Genomic DNA, 26445 nt, shown 5'->3' with positions numbered 1-26445 from the left:
TTCGAAGCCTTTTTGGTAAAATGATGTTGCTACTATTTTTTAGAACAACATTTTTTGTCTTTGTCACCTGATTTTTTAGAACAAGCTTCTTTTTTCGCTTTTTCTTTTTTAGGAGCTGGTTTTGTGTCTTGCGCTTGTAATCCAATTGTAAATAAAGCGATGGCTAAAACGGTAAATAATTTTTTCATTTTTAATATAATTTAGTTGTTAGATATTTTTCTTTTTTTGATTAAATGCTGATGATTCAAATATAATACGATTTAGTTTTCGAAATTGTCAACGATAAGTTAATGCAATCAAAATAGTATTAAAATTATTGTTAATAATTCAGATTCACTCCAAAACCAATTCCCATATCGCTGTCGTAATGTGTTGTGATTCCGAAGTTTCTTCCGGCAATATATTTTAACCCTGCCATATATTCCTTATCTGTATTCCACATCAAATTCATTCGCAAACGTCTCGAAAGCGGAATATCTTTTCGTTCAAATTGAATTCTCACATTTCCATCAGTATACATTTCAACCTGGGCTTTTACAAGCATTGGCAGTGTATATTCCATACCTACACTAAAAACCGAACGATTGTCTTTGGTATTCTTTTGTCCGAACATATTTTGTTCCTGTTCGTCCATTCCCATTTTTCTGTAACGCCAGTCAAAACCTATAAAAGGCATAAACCATTGCATTTTGCCAATATATCTACCAATATGAGTTTCCGTTTCATAACCGTGTTCATTATTATAACCCAATCTCCATTCGGTTCCAATACTCCATCGCGTGTTGCTGTACATGGCTTCACCGTCGTTTCCGTTTGAGGCAAAATCATTTTCGGCCATAAAATGAAACATACGATCATCCATTTTTAGCATTTTGTACGCCATTTTCGGGTCATGAATCAACGGATTTGGAGCTGAGTTTTCATAAGTAAAAATACGTCCCATTCCAGCCATCATGTGATATAAGATATGACAGTGGAAAAACCAATCTCCATCAGCATTTGCCTGAAACTCGATAGTGTCGGTTTCCATAGGCATAATATCAATTACATTTTTTAGCGGAGAATAATCACCATGCTCGTTTATAATCCTAAAATCGTGTCCGTGTAAATGCATCGGGTGACGCATCATTGATCCGTTGTACAAGGTAATCCGAACGGTTTCACCTTTTTTAATTAAGATTTTATCCGTTTCAGAAATCACTTTATTGTCCAGACTCCAAACGTAACGGTTCATGTTTCCTGATAATTCAAAACGTAATTCTTTTACCGGAGCATCTTTTGGTAACGTTGTTTTTGTTGGAGATTTTAGCATTCCGTAATTCAAAGTCGTAATCTCGGCAGTTTCTGTTGTATCGCTTGACATTTTCATATCCTCCATTTTCATGTCTTCCATATTATGCATAGAATGATCTTCGGTTTTTGCAGATTCCTCTTCGCCGGAAATTTCAGGATACATAACCGCGTTCATGTCCATTTTGTTCAAAGACATTTTCATCCCCATGTCATTCATTTCTCCGTTCATCTTCATCATATCGTTCATCATTTTCATCCCTTCAAAATACTTTAATTTCGGAAGATGAGAAACAGATTGTTTGGTTCCTTCACCTAAAAATAAAGAAGCAGATCCGGTTCTGTCTTCGGCTGTAGCCAAAAAAGCAAAGGATTTATGATCTTCAGGAATGGTAACGACAACATCATAAGTTTCAGAAACGGCAATAATCAATCGGTCGACTTCTACAGGTTCAACATCATTACCGTCACTCGCTACAACAGTTATTTTTCCACCGCCATAAGTCAGCCAGAAATAACTCGAAGCACCGCCATTTGCAATTCTCAATCTTACTTTGTCTCCGGCTTTAAACTGCGAAAGCTGATCTTCATTTTTTCCATTAATCAGAAATTTTTCATAATAAACATCACTCACGTCCATGGCATTCATACGTTTCCATTCATTGGTGACTTTCGTCGAAAACTGACCTTTTTTGATCGCTTCGGCATAACTTTGCGTTGTCCCTTTTTTAATAGCAAACCAATCATTGGCATTGTGTAACATTCGCTGTACATTCTCCGGTTTTAGATCCGTCCATTCGCTCAAAATAACCGGAACAGTCGGTAAATCGTCAATTCCTTTTCTAAAAGTAGAATCGTCTTTCTTTTTATTAATGATGAAAAGCCCGTACAAACCAATTTGTTCCTGTAAACCTGAATGGCTGTGATACCAATACGTTCCGTTCTGGATAATTGGGAAAGTGTATTTATGAGTCGTTCCCGGCTTAATCGGCATTTGTGTTAAATACGGAACGCCATCTTCTTTATTCGGAAGAAATAATCCGTGCCAATGCAGTGCAGTATTTTCTTTTTTTAAATCGTTATGCACATAAATCTCAGCAATATCACCTTCGGTAAAAGTTAATGTTGGCATCGGAATTTGTCCGTTGACTGCGATCGCGCGTTTTTCTTTTCCGGAAAAATTAACAATCGTATCACGAACATGCAAATCGTAACGAACTACTTTTTGTGCACTTGAACTTAAGGCAATCAAAAAGGCAATTATAGTAATATGTAATTTCATATTGATTTTTTAAAGGTTGAGGTTTCGCAATCGCAAAGCATTTACAATCACCGAAACAGAGCTTAAACTCATTGCCAAAGCGGCTAACATCGGCGAAAGCAAAATTCCGAATACAGGATATAAAATTCCCGCCGCAATTGGAACTCCTAAAACATTGTATATAAAGGCAAAAAACAGATTTTGCTTAATATTTTTCATAACCGAAAAGCTCAGCTTTTTAGCTTTTACAATGCCATTTAAATCTCCTTTTACAAGCGTTATTTTAGCACTTTCAATGGCAACGTCGGTTCCGGTTCCCATTGCAATCCCGATATCTGCTTTGGCTAAAGCCGGAGCATCGTTAATTCCGTCGCCGGCCATGGCAACAATTTTTCCTTCAGCTTGTAAACGTTCAATTTCTCTCAGTTTATCTTCAGGAAGACAATCGGCTTTAAAAGAACTTAAATGAAGCTGATCAGCTACTGCTTTTGCCGTGTTTTTGTTATCGCCCGTAAGCATAATAACTTCAACGCCCTGATCGATTAAATCTTTAATTGCTTTTGCACTGTTTACTTTTATGGCATCTGTAATGGTTACATAACCCGAAATAATATTGTTTACGGCAATGTAAGAAACCGTTTTTCCAAGATTTTGCTCGGCTGTAATTTTGCTTTCAAGATCATCAGAAACCGAAGCGTTAATCTGTTCCATTAGTTTTTTATTTCCTAATGCGATTTTCGAGTTGTTAACCGTTCCTAAAACTCCTTTTCCGGCAACAGCTTCAAAATCCGGAACTTCAAGTAATTGTTGGTTTTTAGCTTTAGCAAAATTAACAACGGCTTGCGCCAAAGGATGCTCACTATGCTGATTTAGCGAAGCAATGTTTTGCAACAGAATATCTTCGTTATTATCGATCGCATAAATTTTTTCTACTGTTGGTTTTCCTTCAGTAATAGTTCCTGTTTTATCTGTAATTAAAACATCGATTTTATTCATGTTTTCGAGCGCTTCGGCATTTTTAATTAAAATTCCGTGTTGTGCGCCTTTTCCAACTCCTACCATAACCGACATTGGTGTTGCCAACCCTAAAGCACAAGGGCAGGCGATGATTAAAACCGCAATCGCATTAATTAATCCATATATATAGGAAGGTTCGGGACCAAATTTCGCCCATAGAATAAAAGTCAATATAGAAATGGCAACTACTGTTGGAACAAAATACTTTGCAACACGGTCGGCGAGTTTTTGAATTGGTGCTCTCGAACGGCTTGCATCGTTTACCATTTGAATAATCTGCGAAAGCAAAGTTTCTGAACCTACTTTTTCGGCAATCATGACAAATGATTTGGTTCCGTTTATGGTTCCCGAAATTACATTGTCGCCCGCTTTTTTATCAACCGGAATGGGTTCTCCGGTAATCATGGCTTCATCAATACTGCTTTCTCCAGAAGTTATTTTTCCGTCAACCGGAATTTTTTCTCCAGGTTTTACTCGCAATAAATCACCTTTTTTAATATCGTGAATAGAAATTGTTCTGTCGTTTCCGTTTTCTACCAAAGTGGCTTCGGTTGGTGCTAATTTCAGTAATTCTTTAATCGCGCCATTGGTTTGTCCGTGAGCTTTGGCTTCTAATAGCTGTCCTAATAAAACTAACGTAATAATAACCGTGGCGGCTTCAAAATACAAATGAATGGTTCCGTGATGCGATTTGAATTCAGATGGAAAAAGATCAGGAAAAAACATTCCAGCCACGCTAAAAAGAAAGGCAACGCTGGTTCCAATTCCGATTAAAGTAAACATGTTTAAATTCCAGCTGATAATAGATTTATAGGCACGAACAAAAAACATCCATCCGGCGTAAAATAAAACCGGAATTGAAAACAGAAACTGAACCCAGTTCCATTTTTCAATCGACATAATGTTAAAAAGAGGATTGTTCGGAATCATTTCTGACATTGAGATAATGAAAATAGGAAGCGTGAACAATGTCGCAATCTTCATTTTCCTTAGCAATTCAGTATACGTTTTGTTTTCTTCAGATTCAGATGCCTGCATCGGAACTAAATCCATACCGCAGATTGGGCAGTCGCCCAGTTCATTCGAAATAACTTCCGGATGCATTGGGCAGGTAAATTGTGCGCCAATAGCAATTTGAGGTACCAAATCCATACCACAAACCGGACAGTCCCCGGGTTTATTATACGTTTTATCGCCTTCGCAATGCATTGGGCAGTAAAAAACTCCGGTTGCGTTATGATTATGAGTTACAACTTTTTTTTTATGATCATGACCGGCATGATTGTCTTTGTTTTGGCTGGAACAACAGGATTTAACAGGAGTTTCTGTTGTGTTTTTAGATGAAGTCATCTCAATAGTATATTTTCCGGCTTCGGTTAAGACTTCCTGAAATTTTTCAGTGGCAACATGTTTTTCCATTGTAATAGTTGCCAATGGAGGATTTAAAGTCACTTCGGCCTGAATTCCTTCTACTGAGTTCAAAGTTTTTTCTACTTTTTTTCGGCAGCCATCGCACGACATTCCTGAAATTATATATTGATGAGTCATTGTTTTTTGTTTTTTAAGGTATTACAATGCAAATTTCCGAAGTAAGATCTACAACGGTTTGTATAATTATGAGAATGATTTGTAATATTTAGGAAAGAGTATTTAACCGCAAAGGGCGCAAAGTTTTTTGGGATATGCTTGGTTTTATAAAAACGCTAAGTTCGCAAAGCTTTGTCTAAAATAACTTTGCTAACCTTGCGTAAATCTTTGCGCCCTTTGCGGTTAAATAAAATTTACAAATTCTCTATTTGAATGCGTTTTTTATCTTTCAATTGTTTGAAATAAGTAGGCGTGAAACCAGTAATTTTCTTGAACTGATTACTTAAATGAGCAACATTGCTATAGTTTAACATATCAGCAATTTCGCTTAGCGAAAGTTCATTATAAATCAAAAGCTCTTTTACCTTTTCTATTTTTTGGCTGATAAAGTATTTTTCGATCGTAGTATTTTCAATTTCCGAGAACAGATTACTTAGTGTGCTATAATCCTGGTTGAGGTTTTCAACCAAATAATCAGACAAATTAACTTTGAGTTCGTTGTTTTTATGATGAACCAAATCGACAATTAGATTTTTAATTTTCTCAATGGTTTTACTTTTTTTATCATCAATAAGATCAAAACCCAAAGCTTGCAGATTTTTAAGTAAAACTTCTTTCTGAGAATCGGTAATATTATCTTGCAGTTCGACTTCGCCTAATTCAACAGCAATAGTCTGAAGTCCGAGTTTATCCAACTCAGACTTCACAACCATTTTACAGCGACCACACACCATGTTTTTGATGTAGAGTGTCATATTTATTTGATGGTTTCTACCACGTTTCCGCAAGTCAGCATCGAAGAACCGTAATACGGATTCTTAACTGCTTTTTCTTTGCTTAACCAGTCAGCATCTGCCATTGGGCAATATTGTTTGTAAACAGCGACATCAGATTTAGAAACTTTAATTAAATCGTAGGTGTTTTTTGAAAGTGATTTAAAAGTTTCACGTTGTTTTTTTAGATCTGAAGTACCTGAAATGCTTTTGGCATCAGCGGTTAATTTTTTTACCACTTTCATCCAAACAGTATGCTCATTACTTTTTAGTTTGTCCATTTTTACTGCAGTAATTGCAGCTAATAAATCATTGGCTTTCGCCGAAGTTAATTTCGCATCGCTTTTTATTAAAGCATCTTTTACTGTAAAATAAGCATCATAAACAGTTTGTAACTGACTAGAATCAACATCTTCATTTGTAGTTATTGCTGTTTTTATGGTAGTTGCCTGAATAGTATTTGCAGAAAATAATAATGTGATTACTACTGCTATAGTTGAAATTGTATTTTTCATTGTATGTGATTTTTGATAGAGAATGTGAATTTATCCTCTAAGTTAAATAATTTTATTTTTTAATTGAATGTTTAATCCCGCAAAGTCCCAGTGACGCAAAGTTTGATTTTTTCTTAGAACTTTAGAGCCTTAACAGCTAAATATAATTATGGCTGTCAGAAATAGAATTATTTTATTTTTGGTGGTAACCAGATCGAAGTAAAACCATCAGAAATACTAGCATTATTGTAGTATGAGATTTGTTTTTTTGTAGAAAAATTAAAAAGATTATTGCTTAAATCAATTTCGTTTGTGATCAGGCTCAATTGCAGAAATGAAGTTGTACAACCTGAATGGTCGCATTTTCCGTTGCAGCCATGTTGGCCTTTTTTATCTTCTTTGGTTTTCTTACAACAATCCTTCTGGCAAGAATCTGTACTTTCTTTTTTTGAAGTTTCCTTTTTTTCGCATGACATTTTCTCTTCAGTTCTTCCACAAGCATAACCCGAATTGGACATCAAAAAGAAGCCAAGAGTTAAAAAGAGAAATAATATGTGGAATTTCTTAGTCAATGAAATTGTTTTTTGAAAGTACAAATTTAGATATTTTTTTTAAGAGCAACTATATATTTAAGATTTCCAATTTTAAGTTTTTTTGAAATCTGTCGGTTTCATGTTTTTTCTTTTTTTAAAATAGTTCGAAAGATGACTTTCATCTGTAAAACCAAACTCATACGCTATTTGTTTAATAGGAAGCTGATTGTTGTGAATTCGTTTTTCGATCAGAGTAGTTCTCAAATTATGAATATATTCGCGATAACTGATAGAGAATGTTCTTTTGAAATAAGCACTAAAATAGGTTTCTGCAATATTAAAATGATTCGCAATAACCTTTATCTGAACCAGTTTTGGCTGATAAATATTCTGATGAATATAAGATGTGATTTGTTCGTTATCAATTGAATTTCCTTTTACGACAAGATTCTGCCCGCGCATAGTCTCTTTAATTAACCCGAAAATCGAAAGAATCTGGTAAAATACAATAGGCGAGGTAGAAACATCGGTTTTGCAATTATAGGCAGCAATGTTTTCGATTGTGTTTTTTAATATTGTTTTACAAGGATCATCTAGTTTAAGGACGGTTTCTTTTAATGTTTTATCGCGCATGAAACTTTCCGGGGTATGAATTAAAAATTCATCGCAAGTAAGATTTTGTTTCGAGTTGAAATAATTATCGGTAAACTTAATATAGAAAAATCGAGTACTTTTTTTAATATCAAAATAATGCTCGTCTTCTGGCGAAATCACAAAAAGATCACCTGTTTTATAAGGTAATAAGTTGTTGTTTAGATGATGAACGCCGTTTCCTTTTTTGATGTAAATAATTTCATAATAAGTATGCGTGTGTGGCGGAAGGTGAAATTTCTCATCTTCAAATTCATCAATCACCAGAGTTTTGAATTGATTTAATATTGGCATAACTTAAATTTACAAGTTTATATCGCAAATGTACAACTAATTTTCTGTTTAACAGCGTTAACTTTGCACCATAGAAAATCTATTCCTTTCTTGTAAAAACAAATGAAAAAAAGTCTTATCGCACTCTCATTAGGAGGATTAACTATCGGTATTACCGAGTTTGTTATGATGGGTTTGTTGCCAGATATTGCCTCAGATATGAAAGTCTCGATTCCGGTTGCAGGATATTTAATTTCTGCTTACGCACTTGGCGTTGTTATTGGAGCTCCTTTATTAGTCATCCTTGGAAGAAACTTTCCGCCAAAAAAAATGCTTTTAATTTTAGCATTGATGTTAACTGTTTTTAATGCGCTTTCTATTATCGCACCTACCTATAATTTTTTATTCGCCTCAAGATTTCTGTCCGGATTGCCACACGGAGCCTTTTTTGGAGTTGGAGCAGTTGTAGCAAGCCGTCTGGCTGATAAAGGTAAAGAAGCGCAGGCAATTGCAATTATGTTCTCAGGTCTAACGTTGGCCAATTTAATAGGTGTGCCTATTGGTACTTATATAGGACATCATTTTATATGGCGTTATACTTTTATATTAATTGCTATTGTTGGTATGCTTACGTTTTTATTTATTTCTTTATGGATGCCAAATCTGGAAAAAAGCGGAAATGTAAATATGAAAACGCAATTGCAATTTTTTAAGAAAACCGAAGCCTGGTTAATCATCGGTATTACTGCAATTGGTTTTGGAGGATTATTTGCCTGGATCAGTTACATCGCACCTTTATTAATAAATGTCTCTAAGTTTTCAGCAGAAGATGTTTCGTATATTTTAATTTTAGCTGGTTTAGGTATGGTGGTTGGAAATTTCCTTGGAGGTAAATTAGCCGATAAATATTCGCCAGCACCAACAGTATTAGCTTTGTTGTTTGTAATGTCGATCGATTTGATTCTGGTGTACTTATTTTCATCCAATCAATATGTTTCTTTATTTCTGACTTTTCTAACAGGAGCTATTTCTTTTTCGGTTATTGCGCCTATCCAAATGTTAATGATCAAAACGGCTAAAGATGCTGAAATGATTGCTTCAGCTGCACTTCAGGGAAGCTTTAATATCGGGAATGCTTTAGGAGCCTTTTTAGGAGGTTTGCCTTTGACAGCTGGATATAGTTATGCTTCTCCAAATTTAATTGGATTGGGAATGGCAGTGATCGGAATGATAATTACTTTCGTTCTAATGCAAAAGCATAAAAGTAATTTGCAATTGCAACGTGCTTAAGTAACATGTAAAAATTTTATTTTTTTATTATACAGCCTTTAAACCGAATCGTTTAAAGGCTTTTTTTGTGCTAAGATTTATTAGTTCTTCTGTTTAAACCATTTCTTATTTCTATTTATGAATCTAGAAGAGGATATGAAGAGTTTCTTTTTTTGTTTCACACTTCCTTTTTTAAGAATTTTTATCGTCTTGTTTGATCATTAATAATTTTGCAATTTTTCTCGATGTAATCGATTGTTTTTTCTTTAAAATCGCAATGAATTCACAAAAAACAATAATATAATTCATATTTTTATTTAGCTAAAATTACATAAGTCGTATAAAAAGGGCGTTTTATTTTTAATGCTTTATTTTATTTATGAAATTATTATGAATTTTAACTTTTTATATAAAAAAAATATTTATGTTTGTGTAATCGATTACAACTTTTTATTGTCGCACTAAAAAAGAGCTGTTTATAAAATTAAAAGCAGTATTATTCTCAGTAAGGATAACCTTTAGTAAATAAAAAGCTTAATAAATTACAACCTAAAAAAACCACTTAAAAACAATAAACTATTAATAACTTAAACAATCAACCATGAATTTTAAAGATTTATTTAACAAAGGAACAAATTGTTGCTTTGCAGTTGTTTTCTTATTGTGTTTACTCACGGGCAACAGAATGAATGCTCAAACAGTAATACTTGAAGGAACAGTTGTAGATGCTGCAGGATTGACTTTACCCGGTGTTAATGTATTAGAAAAAGGAACAAAAAATGGTGTCTCTACAGATTTTGACGGGCATTATAAAATAAAACTTTCAAATCCGAGAGCAATAGTTACGTTCTCGTATATAGGCTTCAAAGTGCAGGAATTAGCTGTGTCTGGCAAAACAAAATTAGATGTTGTCTTAGCAGAAGATTCACATGCATTAAATGAAGTAGTTGTTGTTGGATACGGAACAGTAAAAAAATCAGATCTAACAGGATCTGTTTCTTCAATTTCAGGAAATGAATTAAAAAAAGTTCCAGTTTCTAATATTGCAGAAGCTTTGACAGGAAGAATAGCTGGAGTTCAGGTTACCTCAAGTGAAGGTTCTCCGGATGCAAATATTAAAATCAGAATACGTGGTGGTGGTTCATTAACACAGGATGCTTCACCTTTAATTATAGTAGACGGTTTTCCTGTAAATAGTATGAGCGATATTGCAGCTTCTAATGTTGAATCGATGACTGTTCTTAAAGATGCATCTTCTACCGCAATTTACGGATCGAGAGGAGCAAATGGTGTTATCATTATTACCACTAAGACAGGTAAAGATGGTAAAATGGCTGTTAGTTTTAATATGTTTTATGGTATGAAAACAATGGCTAATGATATTGATGTTCTTCCTGTAGATGATTTTGTAAAATGGCAATACGAATATGCTTTGCTTGATCAATCGGATAAAACTATTGCGAAAAACCCAAGTTCATATACCAAATATTTTGGTAATTGGGAGGATCATGATTTGTATAACGGAGTAAAAGGTACTGACTGGCAAAAACAAATTTACGGTCGTCGTGGTGAAGTAAGCAGTCGTGATTTAGGAATTCGCGGAGGGAATGAAAAACTTAGTTATAATTTTAATTATGCTTATTATGATGAGAAAGCAATTATGGTTGGTTCTGATTATAAAAGAAATAACTTATCCCTGGCTTTGAAAAATAAAGCAAGTGACAAAATAGATCTTGGTTTTACAGTACGTTATTCTGATACTCAAATAAATGGTGGTGGCGCCAATGATCAAAATGAATCTTCGTCTCTTGATAGTCGTTTGCGACATAGTGTAGGTTATTCTCCGGTACCAATGCCAGGATTAACTACTGATAATGATGATCAAAGTGTGAATAGTTATTTGGTGAATCCATTTTTAGCTGTAAGTGATAATAATCGTCAGCAAACGAGAAAAAATTATAATTTATTAGGGAGCTTTGGATGGAAATTGGCTAAAAATCTAAAGTTTCAAAGTGATTTAGGATTGGATAATTATAATTCTTCAGATTACCGTTTCTATGGTTCATCTACCTATTTTTCAAGTACTGCTAAAGTTGGAGCAGGAATGCCGGCTATGGTGATGAGTGATCGTAAGGATGTACGTTTTAGAAATGCCAATACATTAAATTATGATTTTAAAAATATCTTAGGAGAAAATCATCACTTGACAGCACTTTTGGGTGAGGAAATGATTACAACCACTTCAAATAATGTAACGACAACTATTTTAAAATATCCTAAGTTCTTCGATCTGGATCAGGCAAAAAAATTAACAACGCAGGGAACTCCATTTTCTGTAGATAATTTTTACAGTCCTGATGATAAATTATTGTCATTTTTTGGACGTTTAAATTATGATTGGAAAGATCGCTATTTGTTAACTGCTTCTTTTCGTGCAGATGGTTCAAGCAGGTTTTTAGGCAATAATCGTTGGGGATATTTCCCTGCAGCGGCAGCAGCGTGGAAGATTTCTGAAGAAAGTTTCCTGAAAGATACTTCATGGATGAGTCTTCTTAAATTAAGATTAAGCTATGGTGAGGCAGGAAATAATAATATTCCTGTAGGGCAAACGGTTCAGAGTTATATGTCTAGTACGAATGCTTACATGAATGGTTTCGATAGTTATTGGTCTCCGGCTAGTGTTTTGGCAAATCCAGATCTAAAATGGGAAACTACCGTTACGCAGGATATTGGTCTTGATTTTGGATTTTTCAAAAATCGTTTAAACGGAACTTTCGATGTGTATAAAAATGTCACTAAAGATTTGTTGATAGAATTTCCGGTAGGAGGTACAGGATATAAGACCCAATACAGAAATATGGGTGAAACACAAAATACAGGTTTTGAGGCTACTGTAAATTTTATAGCGATCGAAAAGAAAAACTTCGGTTTAAATTTTTCGGTAAATATTGGTGTTAATAAAAATAGAATTAACTCTCTTGGAGTAATGGATAATTTTGGAATGAACACGAACTGGGCGTCAACAGATATTGGTAATGATTATGCTGTAAATGTTGGTTCTCCAATGGGGTTAATGTACGGTTATCAAAGTGCCGGAAGATATGAAGTTTCAGATTTTGATTATGTTGGAGGTAAGTATGTCTTAAAATCAGGTATTGCTGATGCTGGTAGCGTTATTGGTAGTGTTGTACAGCCGGGTATGATGAAGTTGAAAAATACAGATGGTTCTGCTGATAATAAAGTTACTGCATCAGACCAGACAATTATTGGTAATTCTAATCCTAAAAGTACGGGAGGTTTAGTTATTAATGCAAATGCTTATGGTTTTGATCTTTCTGCTGCTTTCAACTGGAGTATAGGAAACGACATATATAATGCCAATAAAGCTGAGTTTTCAACATCAAACAGAAATGGACAGTATAAAAATTTGAGCACTGAAATGGCAGATGGCAAAAGATGGACCAATTTAGATCCTGAGTCAGGGCAATTAGTGACAAATCCAACTGACCTTGAGGCATTAAATGCTAATACCACAATGTGGTCTCCTTATATGCAAAAATTCATGTTTACAGACTGGGCTGTTGAAGATGGTTCTTTTTTTAGACTGAATACTTTAACGTTAGGATATAGTACACCTGAAGCACTTACATCTGCATTGGGAGTAAGTAAATTAAGATTCTATTTTACAGCAACAAATGTTTTTACAATTACAAATTATTCTGGTCCTGATCCTGAAGTGTCTACAAGAAGAAAAACACCACTAACACCTGGAGTTGATTATTCAGCGTACCCACGCAGCAGACAACTGGTTTTTGGTTTAAACCTTAATTTCTAATTTAAAATTTATCAAAATGAAATATAAAATAATAATAGCAGGATTGTTGATCTCAGGTTTACTGACTTCTTGCCAGGATTTAGGCGATGAATACTTTGATACTCCGGCCCAATCAACATTAGGTGACGAAATTATCTTTTCTAATGCTGAATTAGCACAAGGTGCAGTCGATGGAATAAAAGTATCGTTTGGAGAAACAGATTCATACAGAGGAAGGCTTTTAGCTTATCAGGGATTAAACACAGATACAGAGTGGCTTTTAGCTTCATCTAGTGATAACGTAAAATCTGATTTGGTGGTTTATAACGCTAAGGCTGATAATACAGAAATGAATGCCGCAAGAAATGTTTGGGCAATGATGTATGAGGGAATAGAACGTGCAAATTTATGTATTAGAGGTTTACGTACCTATGGTAATGTGACATCTAATAAGCAATTAGCCCAACTGTTAGGAGAAGCATTAACATTACGTGCCATTTATTATGCTGATTTAGTACGAAACTGGGGGGATGTTCCTGCTCGTTTTGAGCCTGTTTCCAGCGCAACTATTTATATCCCTAAAACTAATCGTGATGAAATTTATAAACAATTAATCGCTGATTTAGGAGAAGCTTCAACTTTAGTAGCATGGCCTAATGAAACTTCGGCAACGGCGAGTACAGAAAAAGTAAACAAAGCTTTTGTAAAAGGTTTGAGAGCTCGTTTGGCAATGATGGCAAGTGGTTTTCAACAATATCCTGATGGAGTTAGAAGAAGTTCAGATCCTGCACTTTCAGTTGATAATATGTATAAGTTAGCATTAGATGAATGCCGTTCTGTTATAGCAAGTGGTTCAGCACATTTAGAACCAACTTTTGAAGGGTTGTGGAGAAAATACAATCAGGAAAGTGTAGTGGCTGGGGGAGAGTCTCTTTGGGAAATACCTTTTGGAGATACTCGAGGAAGAATGTTATATACACTTGCGGTTAGACATGATAGTCCAGATCAGTTTCAGCAAATGGGAACTAATAAAGGAGGAGTTAACGGCCCGTTACCATTCGTTTTTTATGATTACGATCAGGCAGATACCCGTAGAGATGTAACCTGCGTTCCTTATAAATGGGGTACAGCGGTAAATGATAAGGCGAAACAGGAACTGACAGATTTACAGACCTGGTATTTTGGTAAATATCGTTTTGAATGGATGAACCGTATCGTATTTGCGCCAAGTGACGATGGTGTAAATAAAATTTACATGCGTTATGCAGAAGTGCTTTTGATAGCGGCAGAAGCAGCTAACGAATTGGAAGGCGCAGGATCTGCTGCCGTTTATCTAAAAGAAATCCGTCGCAGGGCTTTTGCTCCCGGAGATCAGGCTGTAAAGGTAGATGCTTATGTAAATTTATTGACTAGCAAACAAGCAATGATGGATGCTATTATTGAAGAAAATAAATATGAATTTACAGGAGAAATGGAACGTAAATATTCTCTTATACGCTGGAATTTATTAAAAACAAAATTAGATGAAGCTAAAGTTAAAATGGCAGATCTAAAAGCCCGTAAAGGTGATTATGCTGATGTGCCTTCGACATTGTATTACAAATATAAGGCTGATGAAGTTACATTAGAAATTTACGGATTAAATCGAGGTGAAACACAAGTTCCTGGTTTAGGATATACTTCAAAAAGTTGGGATAAACTGGAAGATAATAAAATAACGACACTTTATAAAGCCGGAGTAAATCCTGATAAAAGACAATACTGGCCAATTTGGCAAATCTTTATTGACGGAAGTAACGGACAGTTAGTTAATGACTGGGTTTTTGGAAACTAATAACAATTAATAAATTATAGTTATATAATTATGAAAGCAAAATATATATTTAAAGGATTGCTGGCTATGTTTTTATTGATAGTTGCCGGTTGCGAAAGCTACAATGAAGCAGTATTGCAAGACATAGGAGCTGATAGAGCATTTTCTCCAATAGAACTAAAAGCCTTTGTTAGAAATCAAACCTCAGTAGAATTAAACTGGACAGTAAAAGATGATGTAGATCATTATGTTGTAGAATTTAGTGCAGATGATACTGAGTTTAAAACGATCTACAAAACAGTAAATGTATTAGCGACAGAACTTCCTGTAACAATTCCGTTAGAAGGAGAAACAGTTTATTCAATCAGAGTAAAAGGAGTAAGCGCAACAGGAGCAGCAGATTCTAAATGGTCTATTGTTACAGCAAAAACATTAACAGAGCAAATTTTATTTCCTGTAGAAGATATTGATGTTGAGGCTAAACAAGTTACTTTAAGATGGACGCCAAATAGTACTGTGACTCAAATTTCTATCAATCCAGGCAATATTGTACATACTATAACTCCTGCAGAAAAAACAGAAGGGGTTGCAGTTATAACCGGATTAACAGGTGAAACTGATTATACAGCAACTTTACTTAATGGAACTAAAACAAGAGGAGTTAGGCCGTTTAAAACCGGAATAGATATTGGAACCGGAATTTTAGTAAAGCCTACGGATGATTTAAATGCGGCTATTGTCGCGGCTCCTGCAGGTTCTACATTAGTGCTTATGCCTGGAGATTATCAGGTGTTTAAGGGTGAAATTATATTAGATAAAGGAATTACAATAAGAGGATTACGTGCGGGTGATAAACCAAAGTTATCTGTTAGATTTACGTTAAATAGTAGCGCTTCTAGTCTAAGTTTAATTGATCTGGATTTAGATGGAGAAAAAACCCAGGGAGATCTTGTAAAAATTAATCAAGCTGGTACATATGGTAAAATCATAGTTAGTGGTTGTATCGTTGATAATTATCTAGGATCATTTGTTATTGCACCAACAGGTATCGCTGCAAGAGTTGAATCAATTACAGTAGATAATTGTATTGTTACTGATTTTGGTTCAGGCGCTACTGGAGAGTTTATTGATTCGAGAGCAGCTTATTTTGCAAGTATTGTTATAACAAAAAGCACATTTAATAATTGTGTTCCCGGAAGAGCCTTCATAAGAGAAGATCAAACAACAGCATTTGGTACAGGTCTTACAGCAAATATATTGATTGATGGTTGTACATTCTATAAAGTTACAAATACAATTTCAGCAGGTGGATATCAAATACTGTATGTTCGATTTTTGAATAATTCAGCCATTGTTCGTAATTCAATATTTGCTGAAACAATCGCAAGATATATTAATCAGGCAGCTACAAACGCTCCGGCCTTTTCGAATAATAATTACTTTAATGCTCTTACTCTAAATTTGGCAAATCCTACAGGAGCATTAAAATCTGATTCTTCAGGAAGTGCATTAAACCCACAGTTTGCAAATGCTGCGGGAGGCGATTTTACAATAAGTAATCAAACTTTAAAAGACAACGTAGTGGGTGACCCTCGTTGGATAAAATAGTTCATTTTTAAGTGTTAGTTAGAAAAAAAGGGATGTAGCTTTAGGCTATATCCCTTTTTTGTTTTAAGATTAAGTAGTTCAAAGGTTTTTAAATCCAGAACGGAAATCTGAGATTAGAAACTGCGACCTTAAACTTTTTAATTATTCAATATCCAGATCAAATTTTTCTAATAATCCGGCAAGTGCGGCATGAGATACTTTAGTTCTTTTTATTTTATTTTCAGAGGGATCAAAGGCATAATTGCGCGAACTTCTAAAATCTGTTCTTTCTAAAGTACAATCCTGAAAAGTAGCATTGGCAAGATCACAATTTTTAAATACAGCTAAAGACAAATCAGTATTCGAGAAATCGACATCCTTTAGCGAGCAATCGATGAAGTTTGTCTTCTTTAATTTTTTATAAATAAAAGTCGAATAGTCCAAAAGACAATCTTGAAAGGACATCGAAAATAAAAAACTATTACTGGCACTGAAATCGAGTCCCATTAATTTGCAGCCGATAAATTTAATGTTTTTTAATCCTGTATTTTTAAGAACAGAAAGCGAGAGATTGCAGTTTTTGAAAGTACAATCCAGAAAATCGATAGAACTAAAATCACTTTTAGAAAAGTTACAATTGATAAACTCGCAGTTTACGAATTCGTTATCAGATAGTTTTTGATCAGAGTAATCAATAGTGTCAAAAGTTTTGTTCTGGTGCAATGCAGTATCCATAATAGTGAGTTGAGGTTTGAAAGAGTTTTAAAAGGCAGTTATTCTAATTCGATACAATCGAAAACTTCATTTTTTAGAACCATTTCGTTTATTTCGTCTTCGGTGTCAATTCTTAAAATGTTATCACAATCTTCAAGGTCAAAATTCCATAAAGCGTGTGGCAGCAATTCCTGAAGTAATGCATTTGCGAATTCTAATTTCGAATTTGTATCAACGGAAGTTTTAAAAACATAAATCATAATTTGCTTTTTTTTACTTGGCAAATTTCAATAAATGCTTTTCGTTTTGATAGGATTCTGCAAGCAATAATTAGGATTTATCAATCAATTTTCGATACTGGATAGGAGTGATTCCTTCATATTTTTTAAAAAACCTACTAAAGTAAGAATGATCCTCATGTCCTACCTGCATTGCAATTTCGCTTATAGAAAGAGAGGTTTGAAAGAGTAAATATTTGGCTTCTAACAAAATGGTTTCGTCAATCCATGTGGCTGCGGTTTTGTTTGTGATGGCCTTGACAGATTTATTCAAATGATTTGGGGTAACATTGAGTAAAGAAGCATAATAATTGACTTGATGATGTGTTTTGATATTGGTATAAATAAGCTCTTTAAACTTATTGGTAATCACTTCAGCAGCCGAAATACTTTTAGCACTTTTAACCGAATTTTTATTCATTTCGTAAAACAGTGTAATCAAATACGATTGCACGATATTTAGATTTGCGGTCGAGGTTTCAGAGTATTCTTTGTGAAGTCGCTTCAGTATGGCTGTAATATCAGTAACATCGTTAACATCCAGCGTGATTTTCGGGTTGCCGGAAATTTTCATAAAATCAAATTCATTAATCATTTCGCGGCTGCCGTATTTTCCAATTAAAATATCGGGATGAAATTGGCATATATAGCCTTTGTGTATATTATTAATATTTTCAAGTGAGAAAATTTGTCCAGCCGGTATCACAATAATTTCGTTATCGGTACTGGTATATTCCTGATAGCCCAATTTCATAACATGTTGACCTGAGGAAATAAAAATTAAGGTATGACAAGAATGTTTAGAAGGTGGAACAGGATGCTGCATTTGCATCATGTCCTCAATTTCAAGACAGAAAAAATGATCCGAATTTGATTTGAAAAGCAAATGAATAGGATTGTCTTCTCCCAGAAACTTCTCGCGAAATCCTGTTGGACTATAGGTTTTTATTTTCTCAATTGTCTTTGCTCTCATATTCAATAATACAATCTAAAATCGAGCAATTTGCACAAAGCATAATGTTTTTGATACAATTCTTCTACCACTTCGGTGATATCATCATTATCCTGATACAAACTAAAAAAGGCTTTATCGATTGTGCTGGAACTGGCAATTTTATTATAAGTAGATCCGTAACCTGAAATGGCGCGCGCACCTGTTATGTCTAGAAAATATTGAGCTTCTTCGTCATTTAAATCCAATACTTTCAAGTTGGCAAAATGAATGATTTTACCTTTCATCTTCCCTTCAAAAAGTTCGGCTATTTCTTCCAGACTGTAATAGTAATCATGAAGGCAAATAGTATTGGCTTCACCTGGCATTACCAGATAAATGATCTCATAATCCTTAAAATTATGATCTTCATAAAGCAATACATTCAAACTTTCTTCAAGACCTTCAATCGTATCGCAGGTTTTGTAAATACTGGCAATACCCTGATCAATAGCAATTTCTTCCAAGTTCTTTACCACTAAAGTTTCTCTGTCATCGTCTACGTCTGGAACACCTTCGAGGCAGAAGATGAATTTTTCGTAATTCATACTATTGTGTTTCGGGTTGCTGATAAGTCTTTGTTTTTCCTATCTCACAAAAGTATTTTTTATTGTCGAAAAACTACTATCTGGAAAGTTTTTTAACGCATTTTTGACATTGAAGAAATAATTTAGGTTTGACTGTAAAATAATAAATAGTGAAAATGAATATTAGATTGGAATATTATAAAGAATTTCGTAGAAACAAATCATCTCATTGAGCTTTCCTGAATATTGTAGATTAATCTATTCTCGCATTTTTGTCATTTCGACGAAGGAGAAATTTTCGCGAGAAGCTCGGCAAAGATTTGATTCTCGTTGCGGAGTTACTTATGGAGATTTCTCCTTCGTCGAAATGACAAACTTTGTGATAAAACTTTGTTATGGAAATGATTGCCCTAGCCCCGATAGAAGTGAAAATCCTTTTGTGGCGGTGTTCGCCACAAAAGATTGGAACAGATAGCGGGATTAGCTCCTGAAAAAAAGATTTATTTTTATTATTTTATAAATCATTAATCTGATGATGACAAAAGATTATTCCGCCCTGTTCAAAATTAAAATTTTCTGCCACCATTTTGGTGCTGCTTCCTTTAGCGTTTCGGTATAATTGATAATGGTAGATGCTCTTTTATTGCCACAAGCAGCACAAAAAGAAGCTTTGGGAGTTCTGTACGGTTTAGAACAATTCTCACATGCAGCACCATACAAGTCGATTCGGTGGTGCATGATTGCGTTAGGATTGGTTTCTTCAAATCCTGTTAAATCTTTATAATATTCGAGCAAGTCTTTAAAACGCGTCTTTCTCGTCATATTACATTTTCCTGTTTGAAAACCTTCACGATAGAGTTTAGAGGCCATTTTATACTCCTCTTCATCAAGCATAGGAACTTCCATTTTGCAACGCCAACACCAAAGATTTTTCATGGTTTTCTTTTTCAGGTTTGAAATATATAATGAGTATCTTTTTGTAATTTTTAGCTTAATATCTTGCTAATTTATATTGGTTTATTGAGAATAATTTACGGTTTTTCACATTCTGCAAACAAAATTCGCTTTTTTAACATTTATAACACTACGTAGAAATACCTGATTTTGAAGAAAACATGTAAATTACAGACAAAAAAAGCGGATTAGTTTATACTAACCCGCTTGTCTTATATGCCAAAAAATATATTTTAGTGTGATACCGCTTTTAAACCTATAATAGAGCCAATAAGCGTTGTAATAAAAAAGAGTCGCCAGAAATTAGCAGGATCTTTAAATATTAAAATACCAATTAACACAGTTCCAACCGCTCCAATACCTGTCCAAACGGCATAAGCGGTTCCAATAGGTAAAGTTTGTGTCGCTTTCATCAAAAGTCCCATACTCACAATAAGCGATATTAAAAATCCGGTATACCACATGTACATTTCGTTTCCGGTTGTTTCTTTTGCTTTTCCTAAACACAATGTAAAGCCCACTTCAAATAAGCCGGCAATAATTAAAATAATCCAGTTCATATCTTTTTTTTGCAAAGGTTAGAAAAGGAATTGGTGGGGAATTTTACATTTGTTAAAAAATTAAACTATTTTATTTCGGCTCGAATTCTGCTCAGACTCACTTGAGAGATTCCTAAATAAGAGGCAATATATCCTAATTGAACCCGCTGAATCAAATGCGGATAATCAGTAAGTAATTCTTTATAGCGTTCTGTAGCAGTACGAAACTGTCGTGAGATCAGTCTTTCTTCAGTTTTTACGAGTTCTTTTTCAGCAAATTTTCGTCCCCAGTTGGCAATGTGGATGTCTTCTTCAAAGAGCTTTTGTATTTTTTCAGATTTTAATTCATATAAATCACAATCTTCCAAAAGTTCAATATCTTCATATCCTTTCTGATTGGCTACATAACTTTTCATCGATAAAACCGTATCTCCTTCTTTACCAAACCAAAAAGTAACCTCGTTATCATCCCGATTAGCATAAGCTCTTGCAATTCCTTTTCGAATAAAATAAATAGTGGTTTCAATTTTATCAGCACGTAATAAAATATGACCTTTAGGATAATTGACTTCTTTTACGCAATTTTGAAGTTTTAGTTTTGAAAGTTCCGGAAGAGGATATATCAGGTCAAGAATTTGCTCTATTTCCATGTTATGTTTTTATTTTTTATTTAATCAAGTCACAGATTTACTTCGTTTGTTCGATTTTCAGTCTCGAGTCAAGAAAGTATTTTTGCGACTTTGACAAAGAGTTACTAACTTAAAAAAGAGTTAGATAAAATTAAAGGCTTATAAAAAAAACTACTAGATCTGCGTGAAAAATATCTAACACTTAGATTTATAAAATAGCATCAAGAGACTGTCGTAAAATAGTTACGGCATTTTCCATTTCAGATGGATCAAAATGTCCGAAACCTAAACGGGTAGCCGTAAGATTTTTGGTTTGATATAAAACTGTTTTGGGCAAAAATAATCCATTTGCGGCACATTGTTTCTGCAATTGTATCAAATTAAAGTTGTCCAGCCATTCTACCCAAATCGCCAAACCTCTTAACGGAACCTGAAATTTGATTTTTCCTTCCAGCTTTTCTTTCAATAATAAAACAAAATTATCCCTGCGTTCTTTGTAGATTTTTTTGTTTTTTTTCGAAAGTCGATGCACTTCACCTTCCTTGATCCAATCGGTTAAAACCTGTTCTTTTATAACATCGATTCCGGGCTCGAGAATATTTTGATGTTTTTCGAGCTCTTTTATAAAAGCAGATGGTGCAGCAATAAATCCGTAACCAAATCCTGCCGGCAGAGACCTTCCAAACGATCCAATATAAACCACTCTTTCGTTTGAATCTAAAGCGGCGAGAGGCAATACGGGATTATTGTCGTAATGAAAATCAAAATCGTAATCATCTTCTATGATAACAAATCCGTAGCGATTGGCCAGTTCCAGAACTTCCATTCGTCTTTTTGCACTTAGTGAAGTTGTTGTTGGATAATGATAATTCGAGGTCAAATACAAAATTCTGATTTGATGTTCCTCGCAAATTTGTTTTAACTGTTGCGTATTGATGCCGTCTTTATCAACAGGTATCGTGATAATTTGTGCGCCACTGTCAGACAATGTCATATTAGAAATATAATATCCCGGAGAAGCCACCACCACTTTATCGCCCGGAGAAATGAGTAGTTTGGTCACAAGATACAAACTAATTTCATGACTGCTTGTAGTCAATAAATTCGAGGTTGAAATGCGAATTCCTCTCGTTAAATTTAAAAAATTAGAAAACTGGGTTTTAAAATTCAAATGCGATTGCGCCTGAATTTGTTCCCAGGTTTTAGTGGTTTTTTGGTTTTTTAGTTTAGAAACATACAATCTTGCCAAAACATCACTTTGTACCAATCGCAAATCAGGTAAACCATCATTAAACTGATACGGTAGATCGCTGGTTTCTTTTGGATTTTCAAGAATTGTAGAATGCTTAAAAGTAAAACCCTCGTTTGCTTTTGAAACATTTTTACTTTCGTCAGTAAAATCGGCTTTGTTTTTTTGTTGTTTTTCAGATAATATAAACGTCCCCTTGTTGGGCAAAATTTCGATCCAGCCTTGCAATTCGAGATCCTGAAAAGCTTTGATCAAAGTGTTTCTGTTTACTTCTAAAACTTTGCATAATATGCGGGTTCCCGGAAGTTTTGTACCCTCTGGAAGTAAGCCAATTTGTATCGCTTTTATAAACTCAAAAACGATTTGCAAATACAAAGCGGTAGTTTCTTCCGGCTTAAGCTGAATGAAACTTTTAAAAGGAATTTGAACCGGACTATCCATTTTTGTAAAACTGGTATACATTAGTAGTACGGCAAGATACTACTTTTGCAAAAAATTAAAACAAATGACAAAACTTTATTTTGCTGCACTGACTCTATTAAGTGTTAGTTTACAAGCTCAGGTGCAAAAAGATACCATTAATATTGATGAAGTAATTATTCATGAAAACAGGTTTAGTACACCAATATCCAAGAAAAACAGAAACGTATATGTAATTGATCAGGCTACAATTGCAAAATTACCGGGACGATCCGTTCAGGAAATTCTGCAATATGCAAACGGAGTTGACCTGAGACAAAGAGGCCCTTTTGGAAGTCAGGCCGATGTAAGTGTAGACGGAGGAAGCTTCGAACAAACCGTTGTACTTATAAACGGAACCAAAATAATAGATTCTCAAACCGCGCACAATATGCTGAATCTGCCTATTCCGGTTGAGGTAATCGAAAGAATTGAAATCATTCGCGGGCCGGCTGCGCTTACCTATGGCGTAAATAGTTTAACCGGAGCGATTAATATTATTACCAAAAAACCAACGCAATCCGGGTTTTTAGTCAATACTTATGCAGGTTCGAACTTCGAAAAAGATACACAAGATACGGGCGATACCTTTTACGGAACCGGAATTCAGGTTGGTGGTGTTTTAAGCAAAGAGAAACAGCAACATTCGCTTTTTGCTTCGCACGATAAAAGCAACGGATACCGCTATAATACGGCTTTCGAAAATAATAAAATATTCTATCAGGGTAATTATCAGTTAAATAATGCCAACGAAATTTTAACTTCATTTGGTTATATCAAGAATGGTTTTGGTGCCAACGGATTTTATGCAGCGCCGGGAGATAAAAACTCAAGCGAAGTGGTACAAACAACTTTTGCATCGGTACAATCGAAACATCAGCTGTCTGAAAAATGGACTTTGATGCCTAGAGTAAGTTACAGATACAATTATGATGATTACCGTTATTACGGAATTTCGAACTTAAATGCAGGTAGGAGTCAGCATTATACCAACTCAGTTGCAGCAGAATTGAATACTACGTATAAAATGGAAAAGGGAGAATTAGGCTTTGGGGCCGAAGTGAGAACGGAAGATATTAGTTCGTCTAATATTGGAGATCATAATCGCGACAATTATGGAATTTATCTGCAATATAGAACGACTTTTATCGATAAGCTTGATGTAAATTTTGGAACCTATGTCAATTATAATTCTGATTATAAATGGCAGGCTTACCCAGGATTAGATGCAAGTTATGCCATAACAGATGTTTTTAAGATCATCGGAAATATTGGCACAAGCCAGCGTATTCCTTCGTTTACGGATTTATATCTTAACCAACGTCCGGGAAATATTGGTAACGCTAATCTGGATACCGAAAATGCTTTTCAGAGTGAAATAGGATTTAAATATATTAAGAGAGATTTTAGTTTTAATGCTAATTATTTCTTCAGAAAGATCAGCAATTTTATCGACTGGACAAGAAACGTAACAACTGAGCCTTGGCAAAGTAACAATTACGGAAACCTGAATACCAATGGTTTTAATCTACGTACCAATTACAGAGTGAGTTTTTCTAATGATTCTAAGTTGAATATCAATCTGGCATATTCTTATCTTGATTTTAAATTTCAGGATGTAATTTCGACTGTTTATGCGAAGTATTTGGTTTCATCTCTGGAACATCAGGTAACCAATACAATAGATTTTCAACATAAAAATTTTACCGCTTTATTCGCAACCCGTTTCAGTCAAAGAGTAACCGGACCATCTTATTGGGTAAATGATTTTAGAGTAAGTCAATCGATCAAAAAAGTAACGGTATATGTAGATGCTCAAAACATTTTTAATGCGACTTATTATGAAGTAGGTGCGGTGCCGCTTCCTTCAAGATGGTTTAGTCTTGGAGTGAAATTTGTAACTTTCTAAGCTTTTTTACTTTTTTAAAATAAAATATAAAATCCCTTTAATCAGTTGATGGTTAAAGGGATTTTGCTTTTAAAAACAGATTGTTTGATATCGATAATTAGTTTAGGATTAATTTTCTAAGTTTGTACAAACCTCATCGTTTAGAATTTACGCGTTATTCATAACTCCAAAAAATACAATTTGAAAATTCCTGTTTACAATCAGAGTTCAGAAGCAGTTGGTGGTATTTATATCGCCGAATTATCTTTATTGGGAGTAGATTCAGAATCCATAAATAAATTAGGAACGCATCGCGATGATTTTTATATTTTGTTTGTATTGACCAAAGGAAAAATGATCATGGAGTGTGACATGATAGAGGTAAAAGCAAGTGCGCTAAGTATTGCAATAGTCAAACCTTTTCAGATTCATGCGCCAAAAATGGTTTCGCCGGATGCAGCTGGATACTATATTAGTGTCGCCCCATTTTTAATTCCGAATGATTGTGCAGCTGTTTTTGAGAACCTGAAAATTACAGATCAGTTCAACAAAATTGATAAACTCGAGAAGAAGGATCTTCTGCAAAACGTTACGTTACTACATAGTTCTTTCGAAAAAGCGATTTCGAATAAAACCGCTATTGTCAATGGTGTTTTTAGTGCTCTGGTTTACCGTTTTGTCAATATTTATTCAGCATCTAGTACTTCGGTATCAGAACTTAAAAATCAATCGATGCTGATTTATTCTAATTTTAAACAATTAATTTCTGATGCTACCTTTTTAGAAAGCCCGTCCTTTTTTGCTGAAAAACTGAACATTACTACTTCGCATTTGAATTATTGTGTGAATGCTTCGACCGGTAAATCCGTTACGTATTGGTTACAAAATGCGATGATTTTAGAGGCACAGCGATTTTTGTATTATACAGAATATGATGTCAAAGAGATCGCTTTCATGTTAGGATATGAAGACCATACTTATTTTTCGAGATTATTCAAAAAAATAACCGGCGAAACCCCGTTAGCCTTTCGATTGAAATTCCGCGAATAGTCCAATCATCCCTATTTCTTCTGCAACCTGTTTTTTAGGTTTTAGTTTCAATTTTGCATTGAAATTAAAACATACCATTATGAATTCGATGCCTAAAATTATTGGAGATTTTATGGAACTTGCCTTTAGCAGTAAAATTTGCAAAGTAAAAGTTACCGATACTAAAATGTTGAGCCAAAATATAAAGAGAATCAGGTTCAAAGGTCATTTTCCGCACATCAATTTTAAAATTGGCCAGGCCATAATTATCAGGATTGATGATACCAATTACCGAAATTATACGCCCAGTAAATGGAATAGCGAAAAAGGAACATTTGAAGTTATTTTTCATATACATAAAAATGGCCCCGGAAGTTATTTTGTCGAAAACCTAAAACCTGATGATCAAATAACGGTGGGAATGCCACGAGGTTTTGAATTTTTTAAAAAAGAAGAAAAGTATCAGTTTTTTTATGGAGATGAAACCTGCATTAGTGTTTTTAAAAGTTTTAAGGATGAAATAAATGCCAATGAAAATAATTATCTCGGTATTTTAGAACTGGATCCTGATGATATGGAAGTTGCTGATAAGTTAGGTTTTTCGGTTGATATTGTTCCAAAGTCTGCCAACAAAGCCGAATTTGCAATAGAAACACTAAATAAATTAGATGCTAAAATTTGGGATTTATGGCAACACGGACAATTTTATTTAATGGGAAATGCCAGGTCTATTCAGGCGTTTAGAAAAGTCTTAAAAGAAAAAGGTGTTCTCAATAAAAAAATCTACACTCAGGCTTATTGGGCTGAAGGGAAAATTGGATTATAA

At 34.4% G+C, this 26445-nt stretch carries 22 protein-coding genes; 7 read left to right on the top strand and 15 right to left on the bottom strand.

Annotated features, from left to right (window positions below):
* Window positions 1-32 precede the first annotated feature (32 nt).
* From LNP81_RS01175 to LNP81_RS01145, 7 genes are all read right to left on the bottom strand, one after another.
* Window positions 33-188: a hypothetical protein gene (locus tag LNP81_RS01175; RefSeq protein ID WP_230032827.1), complete on the bottom strand. Its 156-nt coding sequence runs from the start codon at window positions 186-188 to the stop codon at window positions 33-35.
* A 131-nt stretch (window positions 189-319) separates the two neighbouring features.
* On the bottom strand, window positions 320-2572 hold the full coding sequence (locus tag LNP81_RS01170; RefSeq protein ID WP_230032826.1) for a multicopper oxidase family protein: 2253 nt from the start codon (window positions 2570-2572) through the stop codon (window positions 320-322).
* Between the two features lie 9 nt (window positions 2573-2581).
* The gene (locus tag LNP81_RS01165; RefSeq protein ID WP_230032825.1) at window positions 2582-5116 is read right to left on the bottom strand and encodes a heavy metal translocating P-type ATPase; all 2535 of its coding nucleotides are present in this window, start codon (window positions 5114-5116) and stop codon (window positions 2582-2584) included.
* Between the two features lie 233 nt (window positions 5117-5349).
* A complete protein-coding gene (locus LNP81_RS01160; RefSeq protein WP_230032824.1) occupies window positions 5350-5910 on the bottom strand; it encodes an AraC family transcriptional regulator in 561 nt (186 codons plus the stop codon).
* A 2-nt stretch (window positions 5911-5912) separates the two neighbouring features.
* The gene (locus LNP81_RS01155; RefSeq protein WP_230032822.1) at window positions 5913-6443 is read right to left on the bottom strand and encodes a DUF3347 domain-containing protein; all 531 of its coding nucleotides are present in this window, start codon (window positions 6441-6443) and stop codon (window positions 5913-5915) included.
* A 167-nt stretch (window positions 6444-6610) separates the two neighbouring features.
* Entirely contained in the window at window positions 6611-6994 is a 384-nt protein-coding gene (locus tag LNP81_RS01150) for a hypothetical protein (protein ID WP_230032821.1), read from the bottom strand.
* 72 nt (window positions 6995-7066) lie between these two features.
* Complete coding sequence (locus LNP81_RS01145; protein WP_230032819.1) at window positions 7067-7900, bottom strand: AraC family transcriptional regulator; 834 nt, start codon at window positions 7898-7900, stop codon at window positions 7067-7069.
* Between the two features lie 102 nt (window positions 7901-8002).
* On the opposite strand from LNP81_RS01145, the gene LNP81_RS01140 reads away from it, so the two are divergent.
* The 4 genes from LNP81_RS01140 to LNP81_RS01125 all read left to right on the top strand — a co-directional run bounded on the left by LNP81_RS01140 (window position 8003) and on the right by LNP81_RS01125 (window position 16383).
* Window positions 8003-9169: an MFS transporter gene (locus LNP81_RS01140; protein ID WP_230032817.1), complete on the top strand. Its 1167-nt coding sequence runs from the start codon at window positions 8003-8005 to the stop codon at window positions 9167-9169.
* Between the two features lie 580 nt (window positions 9170-9749).
* A complete protein-coding gene (locus tag LNP81_RS01135; protein WP_230032814.1) occupies window positions 9750-12983 on the top strand; it encodes a SusC/RagA family TonB-linked outer membrane protein in 3234 nt (1077 codons plus the stop codon).
* A gap of 16 nt (window positions 12984-12999) precedes the next feature.
* Window positions 13000-14796: a RagB/SusD family nutrient uptake outer membrane protein gene (locus LNP81_RS01130; RefSeq protein ID WP_230032812.1), complete on the top strand. Its 1797-nt coding sequence runs from the start codon at window positions 13000-13002 to the stop codon at window positions 14794-14796.
* A 30-nt stretch (window positions 14797-14826) separates the two neighbouring features.
* Complete coding sequence (locus LNP81_RS01125; protein ID WP_230032811.1) at window positions 14827-16383, top strand: DUF5123 domain-containing protein; 1557 nt, start codon at window positions 14827-14829, stop codon at window positions 16381-16383.
* Window positions 16384-16524: 141 nt separating this feature from the next.
* Here LNP81_RS01125 and LNP81_RS01120 read toward each other — a convergent pair whose 3' ends face one another.
* From LNP81_RS01120 to LNP81_RS01085, 8 genes are all read right to left on the bottom strand, one after another.
* A complete protein-coding gene (locus LNP81_RS01120) occupies window positions 16525-17097 on the bottom strand; it encodes a pentapeptide repeat-containing protein (protein ID WP_230032810.1) in 573 nt (190 codons plus the stop codon).
* Window positions 17098-17135: 38 nt separating this feature from the next.
* Window positions 17136-17336 (bottom strand): hypothetical protein, encoded by a 201-nt coding sequence (locus LNP81_RS01115; RefSeq protein WP_230032809.1) that lies wholly within the window; start codon window positions 17334-17336, stop codon window positions 17136-17138.
* 70 nt (window positions 17337-17406) lie between these two features.
* Complete coding sequence (locus LNP81_RS01110; protein WP_230032808.1) at window positions 17407-18327, bottom strand: AraC family transcriptional regulator; 921 nt, start codon at window positions 18325-18327, stop codon at window positions 17407-17409.
* Window positions 18328-18329: 2 nt separating this feature from the next.
* Window positions 18330-18893, bottom strand: a complete 564-nt coding sequence (locus LNP81_RS01105; protein ID WP_230032806.1) for a DUF6642 family protein — start codon at window positions 18891-18893, stop codon at window positions 18330-18332.
* A 525-nt stretch (window positions 18894-19418) separates the two neighbouring features.
* Window positions 19419-19808, bottom strand: coding sequence for a hypothetical protein (locus tag LNP81_RS01100; RefSeq protein ID WP_230032804.1), 390 nt, complete (start codon window positions 19806-19808; stop codon window positions 19419-19421).
* Between the two features lie 251 nt (window positions 19809-20059).
* Window positions 20060-20386 (bottom strand): DMT family transporter, encoded by a 327-nt coding sequence (locus LNP81_RS01095; protein WP_121322022.1) that lies wholly within the window; start codon window positions 20384-20386, stop codon window positions 20060-20062.
* Window positions 20387-20451: 65 nt separating this feature from the next.
* Window positions 20452-21015, bottom strand: coding sequence for a Crp/Fnr family transcriptional regulator (locus tag LNP81_RS01090; protein WP_230032802.1), 564 nt, complete (start codon window positions 21013-21015; stop codon window positions 20452-20454).
* A gap of 187 nt (window positions 21016-21202) precedes the next feature.
* A complete protein-coding gene (locus LNP81_RS01085; protein WP_230032800.1) occupies window positions 21203-22684 on the bottom strand; it encodes an aminotransferase-like domain-containing protein in 1482 nt (493 codons plus the stop codon).
* A gap of 64 nt (window positions 22685-22748) precedes the next feature.
* Between LNP81_RS01085 and LNP81_RS01080 the strand changes: the two genes are divergently transcribed.
* The 3 genes from LNP81_RS01080 (at window position 22749) to LNP81_RS01070 (ending at window position 26445) form a co-directional block, all read left to right on the top strand.
* Window positions 22749-24611 (top strand): TonB-dependent receptor plug domain-containing protein, encoded by a 1863-nt coding sequence (locus LNP81_RS01080; protein WP_230032798.1) that lies wholly within the window; start codon window positions 22749-22751, stop codon window positions 24609-24611.
* Between the two features lie 180 nt (window positions 24612-24791).
* Window positions 24792-25640, top strand: a complete 849-nt coding sequence (locus LNP81_RS01075) for a helix-turn-helix domain-containing protein (RefSeq protein ID WP_230032797.1) — start codon at window positions 24792-24794, stop codon at window positions 25638-25640.
* Window positions 25641-25719: 79 nt separating this feature from the next.
* Window positions 25720-26445 carry a siderophore-interacting protein gene (locus tag LNP81_RS01070; protein ID WP_230032795.1) on the top strand — a complete coding sequence of 242 codons (726 nt, stop codon included), beginning with the start codon at window positions 25720-25722 and terminating at the stop codon, window positions 26443-26445.

The organism is Flavobacterium piscisymbiosum, assembly GCF_020905295.1.
Taxonomy (GTDB): Bacteria; Bacteroidota; Bacteroidia; order Flavobacteriales; family Flavobacteriaceae; genus Flavobacterium; species Flavobacterium piscisymbiosum.
This window is presented reverse-complemented; position numbering and strand designations above follow the sequence as displayed.

Excerpts from the sequence above, each read along its gene's own strand:
- LNP81_RS01080 (WP_230032798.1), top strand. The coding sequence starts at position 22,749 with ATGACAAAACTTTATTTTGCTGCACTGACTCTATTAAGTGTTAGTTTA.
- LNP81_RS01085 (WP_230032800.1), bottom strand. The coding sequence starts at position 22,684 with ATGGATAGTCCGGTTCAAATTCCTTTTAAAAGTTTCATTCAGCTTAAG.
- LNP81_RS01105 (WP_230032806.1), bottom strand. The coding sequence starts at position 18,893 with ATGAATTACGAAAAATTCATCTTCTGCCTCGAAGGTGTTCCAGACGTA.
- LNP81_RS01115 (WP_230032809.1), bottom strand. The coding sequence starts at position 17,336 with ATGATTTATGTTTTTAAAACTTCCGTTGATACAAATTCGAAATTAGAA.
- LNP81_RS01165 (WP_230032825.1), bottom strand. The coding sequence starts at position 5,116 with ATGACTCATCAATATATAATTTCAGGAATGTCGTGCGATGGCTGCCGA.
- LNP81_RS01135 (WP_230032814.1), top strand. The coding sequence starts at position 9,750 with ATGAATTTTAAAGATTTATTTAACAAAGGAACAAATTGTTGCTTTGCA.
- LNP81_RS01125 (WP_230032811.1), top strand. The coding sequence starts at position 14,827 with ATGAAAGCAAAATATATATTTAAAGGATTGCTGGCTATGTTTTTATTG.
- LNP81_RS01145 (WP_230032819.1), bottom strand. The coding sequence starts at position 7,900 with ATGCCAATATTAAATCAATTCAAAACTCTGGTGATTGATGAATTTGAA.
- LNP81_RS01120 (WP_230032810.1), bottom strand. The coding sequence starts at position 17,097 with ATGGATACTGCATTGCACCAGAACAAAACTTTTGACACTATTGATTAC.
- LNP81_RS01110 (WP_230032808.1), bottom strand. The coding sequence starts at position 18,327 with ATGAGAGCAAAGACAATTGAGAAAATAAAAACCTATAGTCCAACAGGA.
- LNP81_RS01140 (WP_230032817.1), top strand. The coding sequence starts at position 8,003 with ATGAAAAAAAGTCTTATCGCACTCTCATTAGGAGGATTAACTATCGGT.
- LNP81_RS01155 (WP_230032822.1), bottom strand. The coding sequence starts at position 6,443 with ATGAAAAATACAATTTCAACTATAGCAGTAGTAATCACATTATTATTT.
- LNP81_RS01095 (WP_121322022.1), bottom strand. The coding sequence starts at position 20,386 with ATGAACTGGATTATTTTAATTATTGCCGGCTTATTTGAAGTGGGCTTT.
- LNP81_RS01170 (WP_230032826.1), bottom strand. The coding sequence starts at position 2,572 with ATGAAATTACATATTACTATAATTGCCTTTTTGATTGCCTTAAGTTCA.
- LNP81_RS01130 (WP_230032812.1), top strand. The coding sequence starts at position 13,000 with ATGAAATATAAAATAATAATAGCAGGATTGTTGATCTCAGGTTTACTG.
- LNP81_RS01090 (WP_230032802.1), bottom strand. The coding sequence starts at position 21,015 with ATGGAAATAGAGCAAATTCTTGACCTGATATATCCTCTTCCGGAACTT.
- LNP81_RS01100 (WP_230032804.1), bottom strand. The coding sequence starts at position 19,808 with ATGAAAAATCTTTGGTGTTGGCGTTGCAAAATGGAAGTTCCTATGCTT.
- LNP81_RS01175 (WP_230032827.1), bottom strand. The coding sequence starts at position 188 with ATGAAAAAATTATTTACCGTTTTAGCCATCGCTTTATTTACAATTGGA.
- LNP81_RS01160 (WP_230032824.1), bottom strand. The coding sequence starts at position 5,910 with ATGACACTCTACATCAAAAACATGGTGTGTGGTCGCTGTAAAATGGTT.
- LNP81_RS01070 (WP_230032795.1), top strand. The coding sequence starts at position 25,720 with ATGAATTCGATGCCTAAAATTATTGGAGATTTTATGGAACTTGCCTTT.